Annotated in this window: 10 protein-coding genes and 1 pseudogene; 3 read left to right on the forward strand and 8 right to left on the reverse strand. The window is 68.2% G+C overall.

Translation table 11 applies throughout. The annotated features are described in order from the left end of the window. Positions 1-225: 225 nt before the first annotated feature. Positions 226-579 carry a hypothetical protein gene (locus ACIRVK_RS04475; protein WP_404243824.1) on the forward strand — a complete coding sequence of 118 codons (354 nt, stop codon included), beginning with the start codon at positions 226-228 and terminating at the stop codon, positions 577-579. Here the strand turns inward: ACIRVK_RS04475 and ACIRVK_RS04480 are convergent. After that, positions 557-1,548, reverse strand: a pseudogene (locus ACIRVK_RS04480) (tellurite resistance/C4-dicarboxylate transporter family protein). The gene ACIRVK_RS04475 and the pseudogene ACIRVK_RS04480 sit on opposite strands and share 23 nt — an antisense overlap. A gap of 435 nt (positions 1,549-1,983) precedes the next feature. Between ACIRVK_RS04480 and ACIRVK_RS04485 the strand changes: the two are divergent. Then, positions 1,984-2,529: an AAA family ATPase gene (locus ACIRVK_RS04485; RefSeq protein ID WP_404243826.1), complete on the forward strand. Its 546-nt coding sequence runs from the start codon at positions 1,984-1,986 to the stop codon at positions 2,527-2,529. Positions 2,530-3,061: 532 nt separating this feature from the next. On the opposite strand, the gene ACIRVK_RS04490 is transcribed toward ACIRVK_RS04485, so the two are convergent. From ACIRVK_RS04490 to ACIRVK_RS04520, 7 genes are all read right to left on the reverse strand, one after another. Further along, the gene (locus tag ACIRVK_RS04490; RefSeq protein ID WP_404243828.1) at positions 3,062-4,345 is read right to left on the reverse strand and encodes an MFS transporter; all 1,284 of its coding nucleotides are present in this window, start codon (positions 4,343-4,345) and stop codon (positions 3,062-3,064) included. A gap of 1 nt (position 4,346) precedes the next feature. Then, entirely contained in the window at positions 4,347-4,991 is a 645-nt protein-coding gene (locus tag ACIRVK_RS04495; protein WP_404243830.1) for a helix-turn-helix domain-containing protein, read from the reverse strand. Positions 4,992-5,077: 86 nt separating this feature from the next. Next, on the reverse strand, positions 5,078-8,014 hold the full coding sequence (locus ACIRVK_RS04500; protein ID WP_404243832.1) for a TniQ family protein: 2,937 nt from the start codon (positions 8,012-8,014) through the stop codon (positions 5,078-5,080). Next, positions 8,011-8,655 (reverse strand): TniB family NTP-binding protein, encoded by a 645-nt coding sequence (locus ACIRVK_RS04505; protein WP_404243834.1) that lies wholly within the window; start codon positions 8,653-8,655, stop codon positions 8,011-8,013. Before ACIRVK_RS04505 ends, ACIRVK_RS04500 begins: the two co-directional genes overlap by 4 nt. A gap of 441 nt (positions 8,656-9,096) precedes the next feature. Then, positions 9,097-11,163, reverse strand: coding sequence for a helix-turn-helix domain-containing protein (locus ACIRVK_RS04510; protein WP_404243836.1), 2,067 nt, complete (start codon positions 11,161-11,163; stop codon positions 9,097-9,099). Next, the gene (locus ACIRVK_RS04515; protein WP_404243839.1) at positions 11,160-11,825 is read right to left on the reverse strand and encodes a TnsA-like heteromeric transposase endonuclease subunit; all 666 of its coding nucleotides are present in this window, start codon (positions 11,823-11,825) and stop codon (positions 11,160-11,162) included. Before ACIRVK_RS04515 ends, ACIRVK_RS04510 begins: the two co-directional genes overlap by 4 nt. A 321-nt stretch (positions 11,826-12,146) precedes the next feature. Beyond that, a complete protein-coding gene (locus tag ACIRVK_RS04520; RefSeq protein WP_404243840.1) occupies positions 12,147-13,280 on the reverse strand; it encodes an NlpC/P60 family protein in 1,134 nt (377 codons plus the stop codon). A gap of 386 nt (positions 13,281-13,666) precedes the next feature. Here ACIRVK_RS04520 and pcrA point away from each other — a divergent pair, with 386 nt between their 5' ends. Next, on the forward strand, positions 13,667-16,150 hold the full coding sequence (gene pcrA / locus ACIRVK_RS04525; RefSeq protein WP_404243842.1) for a DNA helicase PcrA: 2,484 nt from the start codon (positions 13,667-13,669) through the stop codon (positions 16,148-16,150). Positions 16,151-16,163: the final 13 nt, after the last annotated feature.

Raw genomic sequence — 16,163 nt, forward strand, 5'->3', positions numbered from 1 at the left:
GGGTAACGCCTTGTGCGGAACTGCCGCGAGCGGACCGCCGGGTGACCGGAAACGACCGCGATCACCGCCCGGCTCCGTCGACTTCGCGCAGTGCGCTGACCGAAGTGACGGTTTCGGGACCCGTATGGTCGCCGGAGTGCTATGGGCCGCATATATGCAAGATCGGGCCAGAGGGGGCGGCCCGGTGTCGGACGCCCCACACGCCTCTGTTTAAGCTCCGGCCTCATGGACGTACTCATCCACCTGTTCGTCGGCCTGCACATCATCGGCATCGCCGCGCTGCTCGGCGGCTTCCTCACCCAGATGAAGGCGATGGGCCGTGACGAGGCCCGGTTCGTCCCGGGCATGCTGCACGGCGCGCTCACGATGCTGGTCACCGGGGCGGTCCTGGTCGGCCTCAACCAGGCCGGCGACCATCACGTCAACACCGTCAAGATCGGCATCAAGCTGGCCCTGCTGGTGGTGATCCTCGGCCTGGTCTACGTGAAGCGGGACGACGAGAAGGTGGACAAGAGCATGTTCGGGCTGGTGGGCGCGTTCACCACGGCGAACATCTTCATCGCGGTGCTGTGGACCTGAGGCCGGCCCGGGCGGCCGCGAGGGCCTGCCCGGCGACCGCCAGCCACACCGCCACCGCGACCCACAGCAACACCTGTCCGGGGCTCCTGAGCCACGGCACGTCCAGGGCGGCGGCCACGGACAGCACGGCCGTCGCCGTCATCCCCATCGGGAACACGGTCGCCCAGCGCCGCACGTCGTAGCCCAGGCGGGGCCGGGCCGCCTCCGCCACGAGCAGGACGAGGTAGCAGGCGGCGTCGAGCACGACCAACGCGAGGGTGACGGCACGCAGGACGCCGCGGTCGTCGCCGCTCCACAGCGGCAGCCGCGCACTGTCCGCGGCGACGAGCTCCGCTCCGGCCAGCGCCGAGATGGCGAGCGCGCCGCCCGCGACCCACTGGTCCCCGCGCCCCTCCACGACCTGCCGCGGATCGAAGCGGGTCAGCGCGAGGCAGTACAGGACGAGCCCGAGTCAGAACAGCACGAGTGCCGCGTGCGCGAGCCACGCCACCGAATGCGCGGCGGCGAGCACGGCCCCGAGCACGGCGAGCCCCTGAGTGGCCACGCAGCCCAGGAACACCGCACCCGGCATGCGGCGCCGCCAGTGCGGATGACGTCGACGAGCAGCACGGGCCACAGGAGGGCCGCCAGCGCGAGCAGGGCCTCGGCGAGGGACTGCCACCCGAGGGCCGAGAACCGCGTCCCGAGTACGGTCGTCGCCGCTACGGCGGCGAGCGACACCGGTTCGCGGGCCTGCGCCCGCCAGCTCTCCCGGTCCCCCGGCAGACGCGCCCCGAAGTCAGCCGCGAGCCCCGCCCAGCCCACACAGGTCAGCACGAGCGCGACCCGCGACACCACCTCGTGCCCCGCGACCTGCAGCCCGGCCGATACGATGCCGGTCGCCATGACGGCGGCCCCGGCGGCCGGCGGACGCCGAACCCACCAGGTACGCAGAGGACGGTGCGGGATGCTTCCCAGGCCGGCGGACATGCGGCCGATGCTAAGGAGCGCGGCCGGGGTTGCCAGGCTGCACGCGCGCGGGTGGGGAGAAAAGCACGCGGGCGCAGGCGGCGGACAGGGGCGCTCACCCGTGTAGGTTCCGATCTGGTTTGTCGGTCGGCGCTGCGATGACCTGCGAACTTGCGTGGTTGTCTCGGTGATCTGTCGGTGGGTTCGTCCAGCCGGGCTGTCGGTTTCTTCGGGGCTGGATGGGGGGCTCGTGCGGATCTGCCCGAGGCCGCAGGGCTCGTGGGGTGGCTTCGACCACGTGAGGTGACCCAGTTTGGCGGCGGATTCCGGTCCCACTTGGCGATCTTTCGGGCATGATCTGCAATGGCGTTCGCCTTCATCTAATTCGCGCGGGATGCTGATCCGACGCGCCGGGCTCGATGCGCGGGCCTGGCAACCGGGGCGGGGAGGATCGCGTTGATCGTCTGGGTGAATGGTGCGTTCGGCAGCGGGAAGACCACGCTGGTGGACGAGCTGCGTCCGCGCTGGCCCGAGGCCCTGATCTATGACCCGGAGATGGTCGGCTATGTGCTGCGGGAGATCGTGGAGGTTCCGACCGGCGACTTCCAGGACCTTCGACTGTGGCGGCGGCAGGTCGCCGACTTGGCGGTGGGGCTGGTTGAGGAGTACCGACGTCCGGTTCTGGTCCCCATGACCTTGGTCAACCCCGGCTATGTCGGAGAGATCTTCGGCGCGTTGACGGTTGCGGGCATCGACGTCCACCACTTCTTCCTCAAGGTCTCCCGAGACGTTCTGGAGCAGAGGATCGACGGCCGGAGCTTCACCCCGGACAACCCTGAGCAGGACGAGAAGGTGCGGCGCTGGTGCAAGGACAAGATCGCGCCGTGCATGGCCGCTGCCGACACCCTTCCCAGCGACACCGTGTTTCTGGACGGCGAGCTGACCCCGCAGGAGTTGGCCGACGTGGTGCTGGCTCGTGTCGGCGCGGCTGCGATCCGGTAGGGCAAGCCAGCCGTCCGTCAGCCTTCCGGTATACGGCCCGGGCCGTCCGATCAGTTGTCGTTGCCGCGTCGTCGTACTCGCCCACCGCGACCCGCCCTTCCGTGTCAGAACGCTCTGACACCAGGACATAGGCCACCACCAGCCGTAACCTGGCCGTGCGGCAGGGAAACAACACGAAAGGCTGGACCTCAGACTCTGGCTGTGACTGCGGTGCGGCGCGAGCACCGGGCCGAAAGGAGAGCGCCGACCGACACATTGACGACAGATCACTTGGACACCGTCATCTCTTTTCGGAACCTACACCGCTGTAGGTTCCCATCACTTTTGTCGGGGCGGGCGCGTCTGAGCTGCAGGTTCATGGCGGTTTCTCATCGATTTGTCCGCGATCTTTCTCATCGGTCTGTCTGTTTCTTCGGATGGCTGATGAAGCTCCCGGAACAAGCCATCCTGCGCTCGAAGGTGGGACATAGCTGCTCGCTTTGGTTCCTCATCCGCGGTCTGCCGACACGGGTGTCGTGGTGCCCGGCGCATCTCAGTGCCCGACCGTCGACTCGTGCGTGCGACGCTCAGGAGCGGTGTGCCCTGCGCTGTCATGGCGCAGCAGTACTACCAGGAGCATTCCGGCGAGGACGTAACCACCGCCCTGAGCGGCGAGCATAGGGATGATGCCGAGGGACCGGCCCAGGAAGCCGGCCGCGCAGGTGCCTGCGACGAACGCGATGCCTTCGGCGGCGCCGAGTGCGCCGAAGATGCGACCTCGGTGGCTGTCTGTGGTGTGGCGCTGCAACAGGGTCATCACGGATGTGACCGTCAGCGCGCCGGGGAAGCCGACCAGGATCATCAGCACGATGGCGGGCCAGGCCGCGGCGAGTTGCAGCGGGTAGAGGAATAGGGCGAGGTCGATCAGACCGAACGCGATCGCGGCCCAGCCCATCGCCCGGGTTGCGGGCAGACGGTTGCCGATCGATGCGGCGAGCAGTCCGCCGCCGATGCCGCCGATCGCCTGGGCGGCGACGATCAGACCATATGTTTCGGCGCTCGCGTGCAGCACTGATCGGACGAAGGGGGCGAACAGCGTGCTCATGATGCCCTCGCCGACGCTCGTGACGAGCAGGAAGATGACGATGACGCGCAGCACGTGCTGGTGCAGGGACAGCCGCATTCCGTCGGCCCAGTCGGTGCGCAACTGTCGGAGGCGGGCCCTGAGTTCCGGGTGGGCGGTGGGCGTTCGCTCTGCCCGCGGTGCGGTGGGGATTGCCGCGATCAATGAGGCGGAGACGAGGAAGCTCGCGGCGTCGAGGAGCGCGAGCAGGCTGATTCCACCGGCTGCCGCGGCGGCGCCGCCGAGGGCGGAGCCGATCAGCCGGGAGAGGTCGCTGTTCTGGCTGTTGAGCGCGTTGGCGGTGACGAGGTGCTCGTCACCGACCAGGCGGGGCAGCAGGCTTTGCTGGGCGGGGGTGAAGAACTGCTGCACGCAGCCTTCCCACGCGGTGACGGCGTAGACGATCCAAATCTGGCCGGGCCGGTGCACCGCGAGCAGGGGCAGTAGGCCAAGGGCCAGCAATACGTTTGCCGTGACCATGGTGCGCCGCAGGTCCCACCGGTCGACGAACACGCCGGCGAGTGAGCCAAGCACGATCTGCGGGATGAACGACGCGAGCAGCATGAGCGCCGACGCGAGCGTGTTGCCGGTGAGTGCGTAGACGTAGTAGGCGAGGCCGACGCGGAGTATCCAGTCGCCGGTGAGTGAGATGAGTCCGGCCGACAGAAGTAAGCGCAGGTGGCGCTGGCGCAAGGCCAGTGCGATGGCCCGCATGTCAGCCCTCCGCCGCTGTCGGTTCCTGCGGCGTGGCGATGAGTGTCATCTTGACGGCCTTCGATCCGGGCGGGCGCGACGCGAGGTCATCGATCGGTCGTTGCTCGAGGTAGTGGGAGAGGAGCCCGCCGAATGCCTCCATCAGCTCGGTGAACTCGTCTTCGGTCAGGTAGACGGTGCTGTGTCCGATGCCGGAGTGCTTGCGCCAGCCGGGTGACCAGGAGGCCCGCCGCTCCTGCCAGCGGTGGAGTTCCTCCAGTGCGCGCTCGGCCGTGACTTGTTCGAGCACGGCCACCGCTTCGGCCCCGCCGGGCTGGTCCTCGATGTCTTCGATGTCGTGCGAGGTGTGCACAAGCTGCCACGGGCGCTCGCGATTGTCCGCGCCGTCGACCTGCTGCACGAAGCCGTACTTCGCAAGCTGGCGAAGATGATGTGAGGCCAGCGCGTGGCTGATGCCCAGCTCACGCGCGGCGTCCGCGGCGGTGATCCGGCCTGCCCGGCCGATGATCGACTGTAGTTCAAGACGGATCGGATGAGCGAGCGCGCGGATGCTGCGAGGGTCGTCCAGCAGCCGGCGGCGCTGGCCCGCGCCCATACCGGGATCCGGGCCGTTGTCCGGTGTCGGGTGGGGAGATTCCAAGGACATGCTTGGAATGTAGAGGCTCCCGGCCCGCATCTCAAGCATGTGCTTGGAATAAGCGTGTCAGGGCTGCCAGCTTTCAGAGATCGCCGTCATGGCTGGGCGCTGCGTCGTTGGATCTCGTGGGTTGCGGCTCTGCGTCCTTCAGGGGTGAGGGTGTAGTAGATCCGGCGGCGGCCGGCGCCGCGGCCGATGGGGGCTCTGCCGGTCCAGGAATCGTCGTCTTCGGGGCGGCTGGTGAGCCAGCCGGCTCGTTCGAGCTTCCTGAACAGGGGGGAGATGCTTCCCGCGCTGATGCCGGTGCGGGTGCGGACTTGGGCGGCGTAGGACTCTTCGTCCTGGTGGTCGAGGAGGTCTTGTAGGACGGTGACGGTCTCGCGGCGGATGCGGATCCGTGTGACGGCGATATCGGTGAAGGGCCGGGGCGGGCCGGGATTGCGGCGGGTGGTGACCCGTTCTGTTGCAGCAGCGAGGACGGCGTTTCCCGGCATGGGGATGAGCTTGCCGCCGAGCGCGGTGTTCATCCGGGTGCGGACGCGTTCGTCTTCGAGTGAGCGCAGAAGGGCTCGACCGCGCGCGGTGGGACGGTGAGGCTTGCCGAAGGCGGAGCGGTGGAACAAGAGTCCGCCGAGATCATTCTCCAGCCGCTGGAACTGTGCGACCAGCACCGACCGTTCAGCCCCGAGGTAGTTGGCCGCGGTTTCCATGCTGGGAAAGGTCATCGTGATCTCGAAGCGGTGGAGTCGGAGCCAGCCGTGCAGGGTGCCTTCGACTGCGGCGCGGATGTTGCGGGGGCAGCCGGTGCCGAGCTTCGTTGTCATGATGGTGCGGCTGCGGACACCTTGCGGGCGCAGGGTGATGCCAACATGCTGGAGACGCCGCCGGACGGTCTCGTCCGTGGTGCCAAGTTCGGTGGCGATGTCCCTGGTGGAACGCTTGTGATCCAGGTATTGGATGCGCAGCCAGCCCTCATCGATGGGGAACGGTCGTCGCGTCCGGTAGATGGGGAAGCCGAGTGCCTTGGCCTGCTCGACCACGACATGACGGGGGATGCCGGTGTCGTCCGCGATCCGTCGGAAGGTCTTGCCTGCGTCGAGGTATTCGCGCTGGAGGAAGCTGGGGGTGAGAACGGTGCGGGCCTGCTCACGCATTCTCCAAGCCGCTGTCGGAGTGTGGGGACGCCATTCCCGCGGTTGCTGGTCGATGCGTTCGAGGGCGAGGCGGACATGAGTGAGGCTGACGCCCAACTGGAGAGCGATGTCTGACGGCTTGCCGCCTTCCGCGATCACGAGGCGCCGCACTGCGTCGAAGTCGATGTCATCGAGTCGCGGGCCGGGCAGGTCCAGGCCGTGACAGCACTCCTCGGGCGGCTGCCAGGTCACGGGCTCGTCGATGCCCAGATCGTCGAGCACCCTCTGAGCATGCTGGAGCAGGGCGTCTCGTTGGGCGAGGGAGAGCGACAGGCTGAAGTTCAGGTAGCGAGAGCGGTCGCCAGGGGTCTTCCAGGCCAGGCTGTGGCGAGGGTCGGTGAGATCGGCGCCGGTCAGCAGTTGGAAGACGTAGCGCTGGGCGTGCAGGAGGCGGCCCGGTGACGTGGGGGTGCTTGTTTCACCGGGATGCGCGTTCGTCCGGAAACACAGTTCCTGCCACTGGGCCTCGCTAAGGACATTGGATGTGATCAGCGTGCGGCGCTGTTGATAGTCGATGATGCTGCCGTGTTCGTCGAGGTAGTCGGCGATGCGGCAGAGGGCGGGAAAGACCTCGCCGTAGCCGCTGTGGTTGATGACTTGCAGCGTGCGCGTGACGTAGTTGGGCAGGTGCTCGTGCAGCGGCGTCAGGACGCCCTTTCCGTCCCGTACGAACGCTCCGGGCAGGAAGAGCAGGGCTGCGGCGATGCCGCGGAACAGGTCAACACGCAGCCCCTGGGGTGGCAGAAACCGCAGGGTCCAGCCAGGCCAGAGAAGTTGGGGAACGTGGCGGGCCCGGGACAAGTGGGGTGTGTCGCCCGGCGAGGGGGTTCGCGCGGTGGGAATGCACGCTCGCAGGCGAAGGCGGTCGAGCGGGCCAAGCCCGTCGTCGGCAGCGCGGAGGAACCTGCCGCGCAGGCGCGGGGACAAGCCTGCCCAATGAGGCGGTGTCATGTTCGCGGGGACCAGACTCTTCGACGAACCGTGGTCGGCCCGGAGTTGCTGGATGCGACGGATGGCGATGTCGTCGCGGGACCCCAGAAGGACGCGGGCGTGATGAGTGATGACCGCGGTGAGTGCCGCGTTCAGAGGCGCCAGCCGGTCCGGCGGGGCCTTGGTCGGGCGATCGGTCCAGGCGTCCTCGGCCATGCTGCCCAGTGAGCGGACTTCCTGGTGGGGCAGGACATGAAGTAGCCATCGGGCAAGGTGGTGCAGGTCAGACATGGCCACGTCGACGTGCGCGGAGCCCCTTTCGGCGAGCAGCGTGTTGACCCACCGCTGGGCGGACAGCAGGGGACTGCCGTCGGGGAGAGGGATGAGCGGGACGGTGCGCAGGTCCGTGCCGCATGGTGGTGCATCGACGGGGTTGGTGGTGCAGACACCGGCCAGGTGGGATCGGGCGCGACCGGGTGGCCTGCGGCGTGGGAGGCGGCCGCAGACGGGACAGGCCTCGTGCAACAGCGTGCGGTGAGTTGTGCAGGCGAAGACACAGGGCAGCCACCAGACGATCTTCCAGCGGCCGTCACGTTCGACGAGGCAGCGCGGGCAGTAGCGCGAGCCGCGGACTTGCCGTGTCTCCGAGGGAAACGCCGCGTTCAGCACGGCCTGGTCGAGATGGTGTGCGGGCAGCTGGCAAAGGCGTTCCACTTCGCGTAGCTGGGGTGCTGTGATGCTGATGAGAAGGGCACGAGTCAGGTTGGGGGCGGGCAGATGGAGGACGGCCAGGAGGCGGCGCAAGGAGATGCCGTTGCGGCGGGCAAGGGCTTCCAGCCAGCTGTCGAAGCCCTCGCCAGGAGCGAGCGGAACCCGTAGCGGCAAAACGCGTCCGGTGCCGGTGCTCACGAGGCGGTCTCAATCGTGGCAGACAGAGTGCCGTGAGTGAGGGCGGCCGCCAGTTGCTTGCGTGCCTGCTCAGAGGCTTCATCGAGACGTACTTGGTCGAGCAGGTCACGGTCCAGGGCCTCGCTACTGGCACGGATGGCCCGGTAGCAACCGCGCATCAGCAGCGTGAAGTACGACCCAATGTGCCCGCTGGTGCGTTCGAAGAGATAGCCGGCAAGCTCGGTGAGCATGCCAGGCCGGTGCTCGGCGAGCATGAGCTGCCGCTCGGTCGCCTTGAGCAGGCTCCGCCAGTGCTGGCGGCCCTGGTCGGAGGTGAGCCGGAACGGGTCGACGCTGAGCCGGGTCCAGCGGCGGGCGGTCTGAGCGAGGACAGTGTTCTTTCCGGTCAGCCCGTCGGCGAAGAAGCGGCGTTCAGCGAGTCCGACGCCGACATAGACGAAGGTGACGGGAAGTTCGTTGGCGAGCCACTTCAGATGGTTGCTCACCGCGAGGCCTTCCTTGCGGTCGAGGTCGATGAAGTGGATGTCGTCGATGATCCCCAGGCGGGTTTCGCAGTTGAGCACGCAGTCCAGGGCATGGCTGGCCAGGGCCGCGGCGCTGGCCCGTTCGCTGGCGGGATGACCGTAGAACTCGCAGATCATCCGGTTCAGCGTGCGCAGGGTGGTGTTCGAGGTCAGCCCGACCCCGGAAGACCGGGACGCGCTCGTTGCCCTCGGCCGTGACCGCTCCGAGGCGGCGGCGCTGCTGGCGGTCGTAGGTGCGGCCGTAGAGGTTGGCGATGGTGGTCTTGCCCAAACCGGGTAGGGCGTCGATGACCGCAGCCGAGCGGATGCGGTCGCCGTCCTGCCGGTTGCTGGCCACGATCTGATCCAGTTCGTCGTGGAGGGAGGCCAGTTGAGGGGTCTGGATGATGCCGAAGTTCGCGTGCCAGTCGTGACGCCGGTCGTTGTAGTCCTCACGGGCGTCCTCGCCCAGCGCGTCTAGCTGAGCTCGGGTGAGCAACTCGGGACGCTGCCGAGGCGGAGTGTTGACGTACTGGTTCCAGCCCTCCTTGCGGGACAGGCTGAACGGTCCTGGTGTGCTCATTCCAGTACCTCGAAGGCGTCCGCGTAGAAGTCGTCCCCGTCCGGGGCATCGAAGATCTCGTCTTCCTCGTCCAAGTCGCTGGTGACGGACGGCTCGGGAACTAGGTGCAGACGGGCCATGCTCACCGGCGTGTGGGGCTCTTCCTCGGGCAGCCGAGGCAGCGGGACCGCGGCGCGTTCGGCCGACAACCGCAGGGCCATGCGGCGTTCGCGCCGGTCTGTGACCATGCCCTGGTCCCAGCGGGCGAGGAGCTCGGCAAGAGCCTCCGAGGCGTCGAGATGCCGCCCGCGCCGGAGCGACAGTCGCCGGGCGTGAGCCGCAGCCTCGGCTGAGAACGCCGTATTCAATGCGGGAGCGTGCTCCCATTCCAGCCGGTGCCAGGAGTCGTCGGCCGGATCCTGGAAGTAGACGAACCGCACGTCATCGGGGTGCACACGGATCGGCCACCGGCCGGCGAGCAGTCCGCCGAACGGGCTCTTCTCGTTGCGGTAGCCGTCCAGGACCGGGCCGTTGTAACGCAACCCGTCGACCTCGACGCCGTAGTGCTGGATAGTTCGCGGCTTGACCTGCAGGAAGTCGAAGGCGAGGTCAGGCGATGGCAGAATGCGCAGCCGTCCCGCCCGTGCCAGACCGGCCTGCAGCATTTCCAGCGGCGACAGCTCCACGCCCGGCCACTGAGGGATGACCAGCCCATCGTGCTGGGAACAGTGATAGACCCCCTTGATCCACTCGCGGATCACGTCCTCCAGCTCGTGGATGTAGAAGAACGCCTGGTCCTCCACCTTCTCTCCGCGGCTGTGCAAGTCCGGGCCCTTGTAGGCAGGAAGGTGCTGGATCAGTCCCTCGCGCAGAGTGCGGAAGAAGCGCTCGACGGTCGGCTTGTCGGTGGGTTTCTTCGGCTGGGCCGGCTGGATCGACATCCCCAGCCTGGTGCAGACACTGATCACGTGGGCCGACATGAACGCCCGGCCATGGTCGATGACCAACGTCTCCGGCGGACAGAGCCCCCGGCCAGGGATCAGAGCCTCTTCGCTGAACACCACATGTTCCGGCACTCCGTGATATGGCCCGGCAGTCTGGCCACCGCTGTCGTCCTCCGGCGGAGCGATCGCCTCGAACAGCACCCCCGCGACATCCACCGCTTTCGTGGACACCGCCGTCACACGCAGACCGATAATGCAGCGGCTGAACAAGTCCTGAGCGACGGTTAGTTGAGCCCTCACCCAGCGGCAGGTCACCGATTCCATCGCGAAGACGTCCAGATCCTGCGTGTCCAGCACCACGTACTCACCGGGCCTGGTGGCCCGCAGCCGCCCATAGACCCCGTTGGGACGGTCAGCGATCGATCGTCTCGCCTTCGCGCTCCCCGACAGGGCGTTCGTGCCCTTGCTCAACTCCTCAAGCCGCCGGTAAGCCGTCGCTGTCGAAGGCAACGGCACCACTCCCGCGCCGTGCGACTCCTCCAGCCAGGCCTCGACCCGCTTCAGCACCGCCGACCGTGTTGGCGTCGACGCCGTGACGTACTCCGCCAGCACGACGGCGACAGCCTCGTCCCAGCGCGGATCGACGCGAGGGCCCCTTCTCTTGAGCAACCGGGTATCCACCAACGCGGCCTCGCCGCCCGCCTGATAGGCAGCGGCCCATCGCTCCACCGTCCGCGCCGACACCTTTAGCTCGGCGGCCTTGGCTCCGATCCGCTGCGGCAGCGACCGTGCCTCGGAGAACTCGTCGCGCGGTTCGCCGGGCTGGGCACCCTCAGCAAAACCGGAACGGTAGCCGGTCAGGACCTCGCGGATATGCCCGGCCCGCTCACTGACCTCATCCCGCTGCTGCCGGGACAACGACGCCAGCACAAGACCGGCACTGTCATTCGCTCTGGGCAGTGGCCCGGTGTCCACCGGCTTCGAGCCTGCCGCCAGACGTCCCACCGAGAGGGTGGAGAACTCACCCGTCCGCGTATTGCGGATCGTCACACCCAGGTGATCGAACTCGACCACTTCGACGACATCGCCGCAGAAGACCAGCCGAGAGCCGGGAAACACCGCAACGGCGGCACCCCTCATCCCTCCCGAGCCTCCCCACCCGCGGGGCGTACTGGCGTCTGTGCACTCAACGGACGTGAAAGATCCGCCGACAGGGCACCCAACCACACCAGATGCAAAAGCGCGGGACGGACGAGATCCGCAGGATGCCGTGCCGCCAGCGCCTTCTCGATCCCGCCCACGCTGGCCTGTACTCGTGCGGCTTCAAGCACTTCAGTAGACAGATGCACCGCGACGCGTTCAGGTCGCCGGTAGCCGGCCAGGAACCGGACGTTCTCCACGAGGACAGGGTTGGCGCCGGCCCACACCTCGAAGGCCCAGCCCCGCAGCGAACACAGCTTCCGCATCCAGTCGAACTGGGCCACGACCTCCGGCACGTCCACACGGTACGGAGCCTTGACGTCCACCACCGTGACCAGCCCGTCCGCATGAGTCAACAGCAGATCCGGCACGTGCCGACGGGTGCGGACTCCGTCGTCCCCGCACACCTGGAACGGCTGAGCGGCGATCCCGACCACGTCCCGGGCGAAATCCGCCAGCAAGATCCGGGCGAGCTCCAAACGGCTCTCATAGGCCACCAGGCGATCGCCCGTCACCGCGTGGTACCAGCCCGAGTAGTGCCGACGCCCCTTGTACCAGCGGAACTCCCGCACCGGCAGCCCGGCCGCTACCTCGTCACTCACCAGCAGATCCCACGACGTCTCAGCGAAGACCCCGTCTGCCTGGCGGTAACGGACCTCGACAGCTCTGGCCTCAGCCGTTGGCTCTCGAACCGAGACGTACGACACTGCCAACCCCCGATTTACGTAACCGAAGGGACACAGAAGGTGATCCCGGCCGAGACTGCCCATGCACCGCGCCGTACCATGCGCCCGATGAGCGCAAGAATGCTGTGAGTAGCCGAGGATCACTCTACGGAGCGATTCTCGGCGATCTGTCGCAGGCGACAAGTTGACGACAGATCGCTGAGAATCCGACAGATCTGAAGCGGCCCTACAACCCGCTCACGCGGGGCGTACCACGCTGTGGATGATCGATTCGCCGCCGTAGTAGACGGACTCCTCGCGGACGTAGGCCCCCGGCTTGGGGGCGTGGATCATCATGCCGTTGCCGATGTAGACGCCGACGTGGCTGATGTCGTCGTAGAAGAAGATCAGGTCGCCGGGCCGTGCGTCGGCGAGGGAGACGGTCGTGCCCGCGTTCACCTGGTCGTAGGTGGTGCGCGGGAGGCTGACGCCGGCGGCCCTCCAGGCGGCCTGGGTGAGGCCGGAGCAGTCGTAGGAGCCGGGGCCGGTCGCGCCCCAGACGTACGGCTTGCCGATCTGTGCTCGGGCGAACGCGAGCGCCTTCGCGGCCTTGGTGGCGTACGACGAGTCCGAACCGCTCGTGGCTGCGGAGGAGCCGCCCTCCTGCGGCGCGGCCTTCTCCGCGGCCGCCTGCTGCTGCGCCAGCTCCGCGGCCTTGCGCTGGGCCTCCTGCTGCTTCTGCTTCTCGATCGCGGCGAGCCGCGCCTTCTCCTCGGCGTTCAGAGCCGACAGCAGCTCGCGCGCGTCGGAGAGTTTCCTCTGCACCGCGGACTTGGCCGTCTGCAGTTCGCTCTGCGACGCGGTGAGCGTCTCGAGGCTCTGCGAGGCCTCCTGCCGCTTCCTCATCGTCGCGGCCTGCTCGGTGAAGTAGTCGTCGACCGCGCTCTTCTCGCGGGCGGTCAGCCGCCCCATCAGCTGCGTCCGGTCGAAGTAGTCCTGCGGAGAGTCGGCGAGGAGGAAGGTCGCGGTGTCCGGTTCGGCGGTGCCCGTCCGGTACTGCGCGGCGGCGAAGGAACCGAGCTTGTCCCGCTCCTCGTTGAGCTTCTGGGCACGCTTGGCGACGTCGCCGAGGAGGGAGTCGACGCGTCTGCGCTGCTTGGTGGTCTTCTCCTTGGCCGCGTTGTACTTCTCGGTCGCCGACTCCGCCTGGCGGTACAGGTCGTCGACCTTCTTCTCGACTTCCTCGAGGCTGGGCTTTCCGTCGGCCGAGGGGGCGGCGTTGGCCGACTGGGAGAGCAGGGCCACGGAGGTGAGGGCGGCCGTGGCCAGAGCCGGGGTGCGTATGCCTGCTACGCGCGTAACGGCGGGGCGCGACTTGCGGTGCGACGCCAAGGGTGGCGACTCCTTCCATCGTCCGCCTGCCGGGCCGGCGGTGGGGGTCCCCCAGGTCGTTCAGGCAGCGGGGGAGGGTAGGGCGGGTCGTTCGGAAGGGGTGCCCTACGCGCGGCGGTGCCCCGGACTCGGCGGAGGCCGCGCGGCCCGGCGAGGTTCGCCGGTGGGGGTCGTACGGCCTGCCCGGAACGGTAGCCAACTCGTGTGGCCCGTGTGAAGGTTGATGTTCGATATGCCCGATACGTTTTTGTGACCTTCGCGCGGACGTCACGCACCGTCATGGTGCGGTTCCACACCGCCCTCGACCCTTGCTCGGGCCGCTGATTCCGGCGATGTTCCCAGGGCGGCCGCGGGCTGTCAGTGGGGCGCCCTAGACTCGGAGAGCGATGAGCAGCCTCTTTGACGACAGCTTCCTGGCGGACCTCCAGGCCCCCCGCGGCCACGAGGGCGAACCGCCGCCGCCCGAGGACGATCACCATCCGGAGCCGGTTCCGGACGATCTGTTCGGCGGGAAGTTCGACGTGCCGCCGGACCGGGACGCGCACTACCGCGACGGCGCGCCCCGCCCGGTGATCGACGCCGCCGCCCTCCTGGCCGGGCTCAACGAGAACCAGCGCGCGGCCGTCGTGCACGCCGGCTCCCCTCTGCTCATCGTGGCCGGCGCCGGTTCCGGCAAGACCCGGGTGCTCACCCACCGCATCGCCCACCTCCTGGCCGAGCGGGGCGTCCACCCGGGCCAGATCCTCGCGATCACCTTCACCAACAAGGCCGCCGGTGAGATGAAGGAGCGCGTGGAGCAGCTCGTCGGCCCGCGGGCGAACGCGATGTGGGTGATGACCTTCCACAGCGCGTGCGTGCGCATCCTGCGCCGGGAGAGCAAGAAACTCGGCTTCACCTCGAGCTTCTCGATCTACGACGCCGCCGACTCCAAGCGCCTGATGGCACTGGTCTGCCGTGACCTGGACCTCGACCCCAAGCGCTACCCGCCCAAGTCCTTCAGCGCCAAGATCTCGAACCTCAAGAACGAGCTGATCGACGAGGAGGACTTCGCCGCCCAGGCTGCCGACGGCTTCGAGAAGACCCTCGCCCAGGCCTACGCGCTCTACCAGTCGCGGCTGCGCGAGGCGAACGCCCTCGACTTCGACGATCTGATCATGACGACGGTCAATCTGCTCCGCGCCTTCCCGGACGTCGCCGAGCACTACCGCCGCCGTTTCCGGCACGTCCTGGTCGACGAGTACCAGGACACCAACCACGCCCAGTACGCGCTGGTGCGCGAGCTGGTCGGGACGAGCGAGCACCCCGTCGACGTCCCGCCGAACGAGTACGACGTCCCGCCCGCCGAGCTGTGCGTGGTGGGCGACGCCGACCAGTCGATCTACGCCTTCCGCGGGGCGACGATCCGCAACATCCTCCAGTTCGAGGAGGACTACCCGGACGCCACGACGATCCTCCTGGAGCAGAACTACCGCTCCACCCAGACGATCCTGTCCGCGGCCAACGCGGTCATCGAGCGCAACGAGTCCCGCCGCCCCAAGAACCTGTGGACCAACGCGGGCGCGGGCGCGCGCATCACCGGCTATGTCGCCGACACCGAGCACGACGAGGCCCAGTTCGTCGCCGACGAGATAGACCGCCTCACCGACGCGGGCGAGGCGAAGGCCGGGGACGTCGCCGTCTTCTACCGGACGAACGCCCAGTCCCGTGTCTTCGAAGAGGTCTTCATCCGTGTCGGCCTGCCCTACAAGGTCGTCGGCGGCGTCCGCTTCTACGAGCGCAAGGAGGTCCGGGACGTCCTGGCCTACCTGCGGGTGCTGGCAAACCCCGAGGACTCGGTGCCGCTGCGCCGCATCCTCAACGTCCCCAAGCGCGGCATCGGCGACCGCGCGGAGGCGATGATCGACGCGCTCTCGCAGCGCGAGAAGATCAGCTTCCCGCAGGCCCTGCGCCGCGTCGACGAGGCGTACGGCATGGCCGCGCGCTCCACCAACGCGGTGAAGAAGTTCAACACGCTGATGGAGGACCTCCGTACGATCGTCGAGTCCGGCGCGGGTCCGGCGACCGTCCTGGAGGCGGTGCTCGAACGGACCGGCTACCTCGCCGAGTTGCAGGCCTCCACCGACCCGCAGGACGAGACCCGTATCGAGAACCTCCAGGAACTCGCCGCCGTGGCCCTGGAGTTCGAGCAGGAGTCGGCGCAGGGCGAGGGGTCCGCCTCGCTCGCCGACTTCCTGGAGCGGGTCGCGCTGGTCGCCGACTCCGACCAGATCCCCGACGAGGACGAGGACGGTTCCGGCGTCATCACCCTGATGACCCTGCACACCGCCAAGGGCCTCGAGTTCCCGGTGGTCTTCCTGACCGGTATGGAGGACGGCGTCTTCCCGCACATGCGCGCCCTCGGCCAGACCAAGGAGCTGGAGGAGGAGCGGCGGCTCGCCTACGTCGGCATCACGCGCGCGCGTGAACGGCTGTATCTGACGCGGTCCTCGCTGCGCAGCGCCTGGGGGCAGCCCTCGTACAACCCGCCCTCGCGCTTCCTGGAGGAGATCCCGGCGCAGCATGTCGACTGGAAGCGCACGGGCGCCACGGCCCCGGTCTCCTCCGGCCCGGCGTCCGGCGTGGCGGCCTCCCTGTCGTCCTCGCGCTCGCGCTCGTCGGCGTCGGGCGTTCCCGGCTTCGCCACCAGCCGCGCCTCCGACAAGCCGGTGGTGTCGCTGGCCGTCGGCGACCGGGTCACGCACGACCAGTTCGGGCTCGGCACGGTGGTGGCCGTCAAGGGCACGGGGGCGAACGCGGAGGCGACCATCGACTTCGGGGACTCCAAGGCGAAGCGTCTGCTGCTGAGGTACGCGCCGGTGGAGAAGCTGTGACGCAGACGGTCCG

Source organism: Streptomyces sp. NPDC101152 (assembly GCF_044768275.1).
In the GTDB taxonomy this organism is placed as follows: domain Bacteria; phylum Actinomycetota; class Actinomycetes; order Streptomycetales; family Streptomycetaceae; genus Streptomyces.

Excerpts from the sequence above, each read along its gene's own strand:
- ACIRVK_RS04475 (WP_404243824.1), top strand. The coding sequence starts at position 226 with ATGGACGTACTCATCCACCTGTTCGTCGGCCTGCACATCATCGGCATC.
- ACIRVK_RS04490 (WP_404243828.1), bottom strand. The coding sequence starts at position 4,345 with ATGCGGGCCATCGCACTGGCCTTGCGCCAGCGCCACCTGCGCTTACTT.
- ACIRVK_RS04495 (WP_404243830.1), bottom strand. The coding sequence starts at position 4,991 with ATGTCCTTGGAATCTCCCCACCCGACACCGGACAACGGCCCGGATCCC.
- ACIRVK_RS04505 (WP_404243834.1), bottom strand. The coding sequence starts at position 8,655 with ATGATCTGCGAGTTCTACGGTCATCCCGCCAGCGAACGGGCCAGCGCC.
- ACIRVK_RS04510 (WP_404243836.1), bottom strand. The coding sequence starts at position 11,163 with ATGAGGGGTGCCGCCGTTGCGGTGTTTCCCGGCTCTCGGCTGGTCTTC.
- pcrA (WP_404243842.1), top strand. The coding sequence starts at position 13,667 with ATGAGCAGCCTCTTTGACGACAGCTTCCTGGCGGACCTCCAGGCCCCC.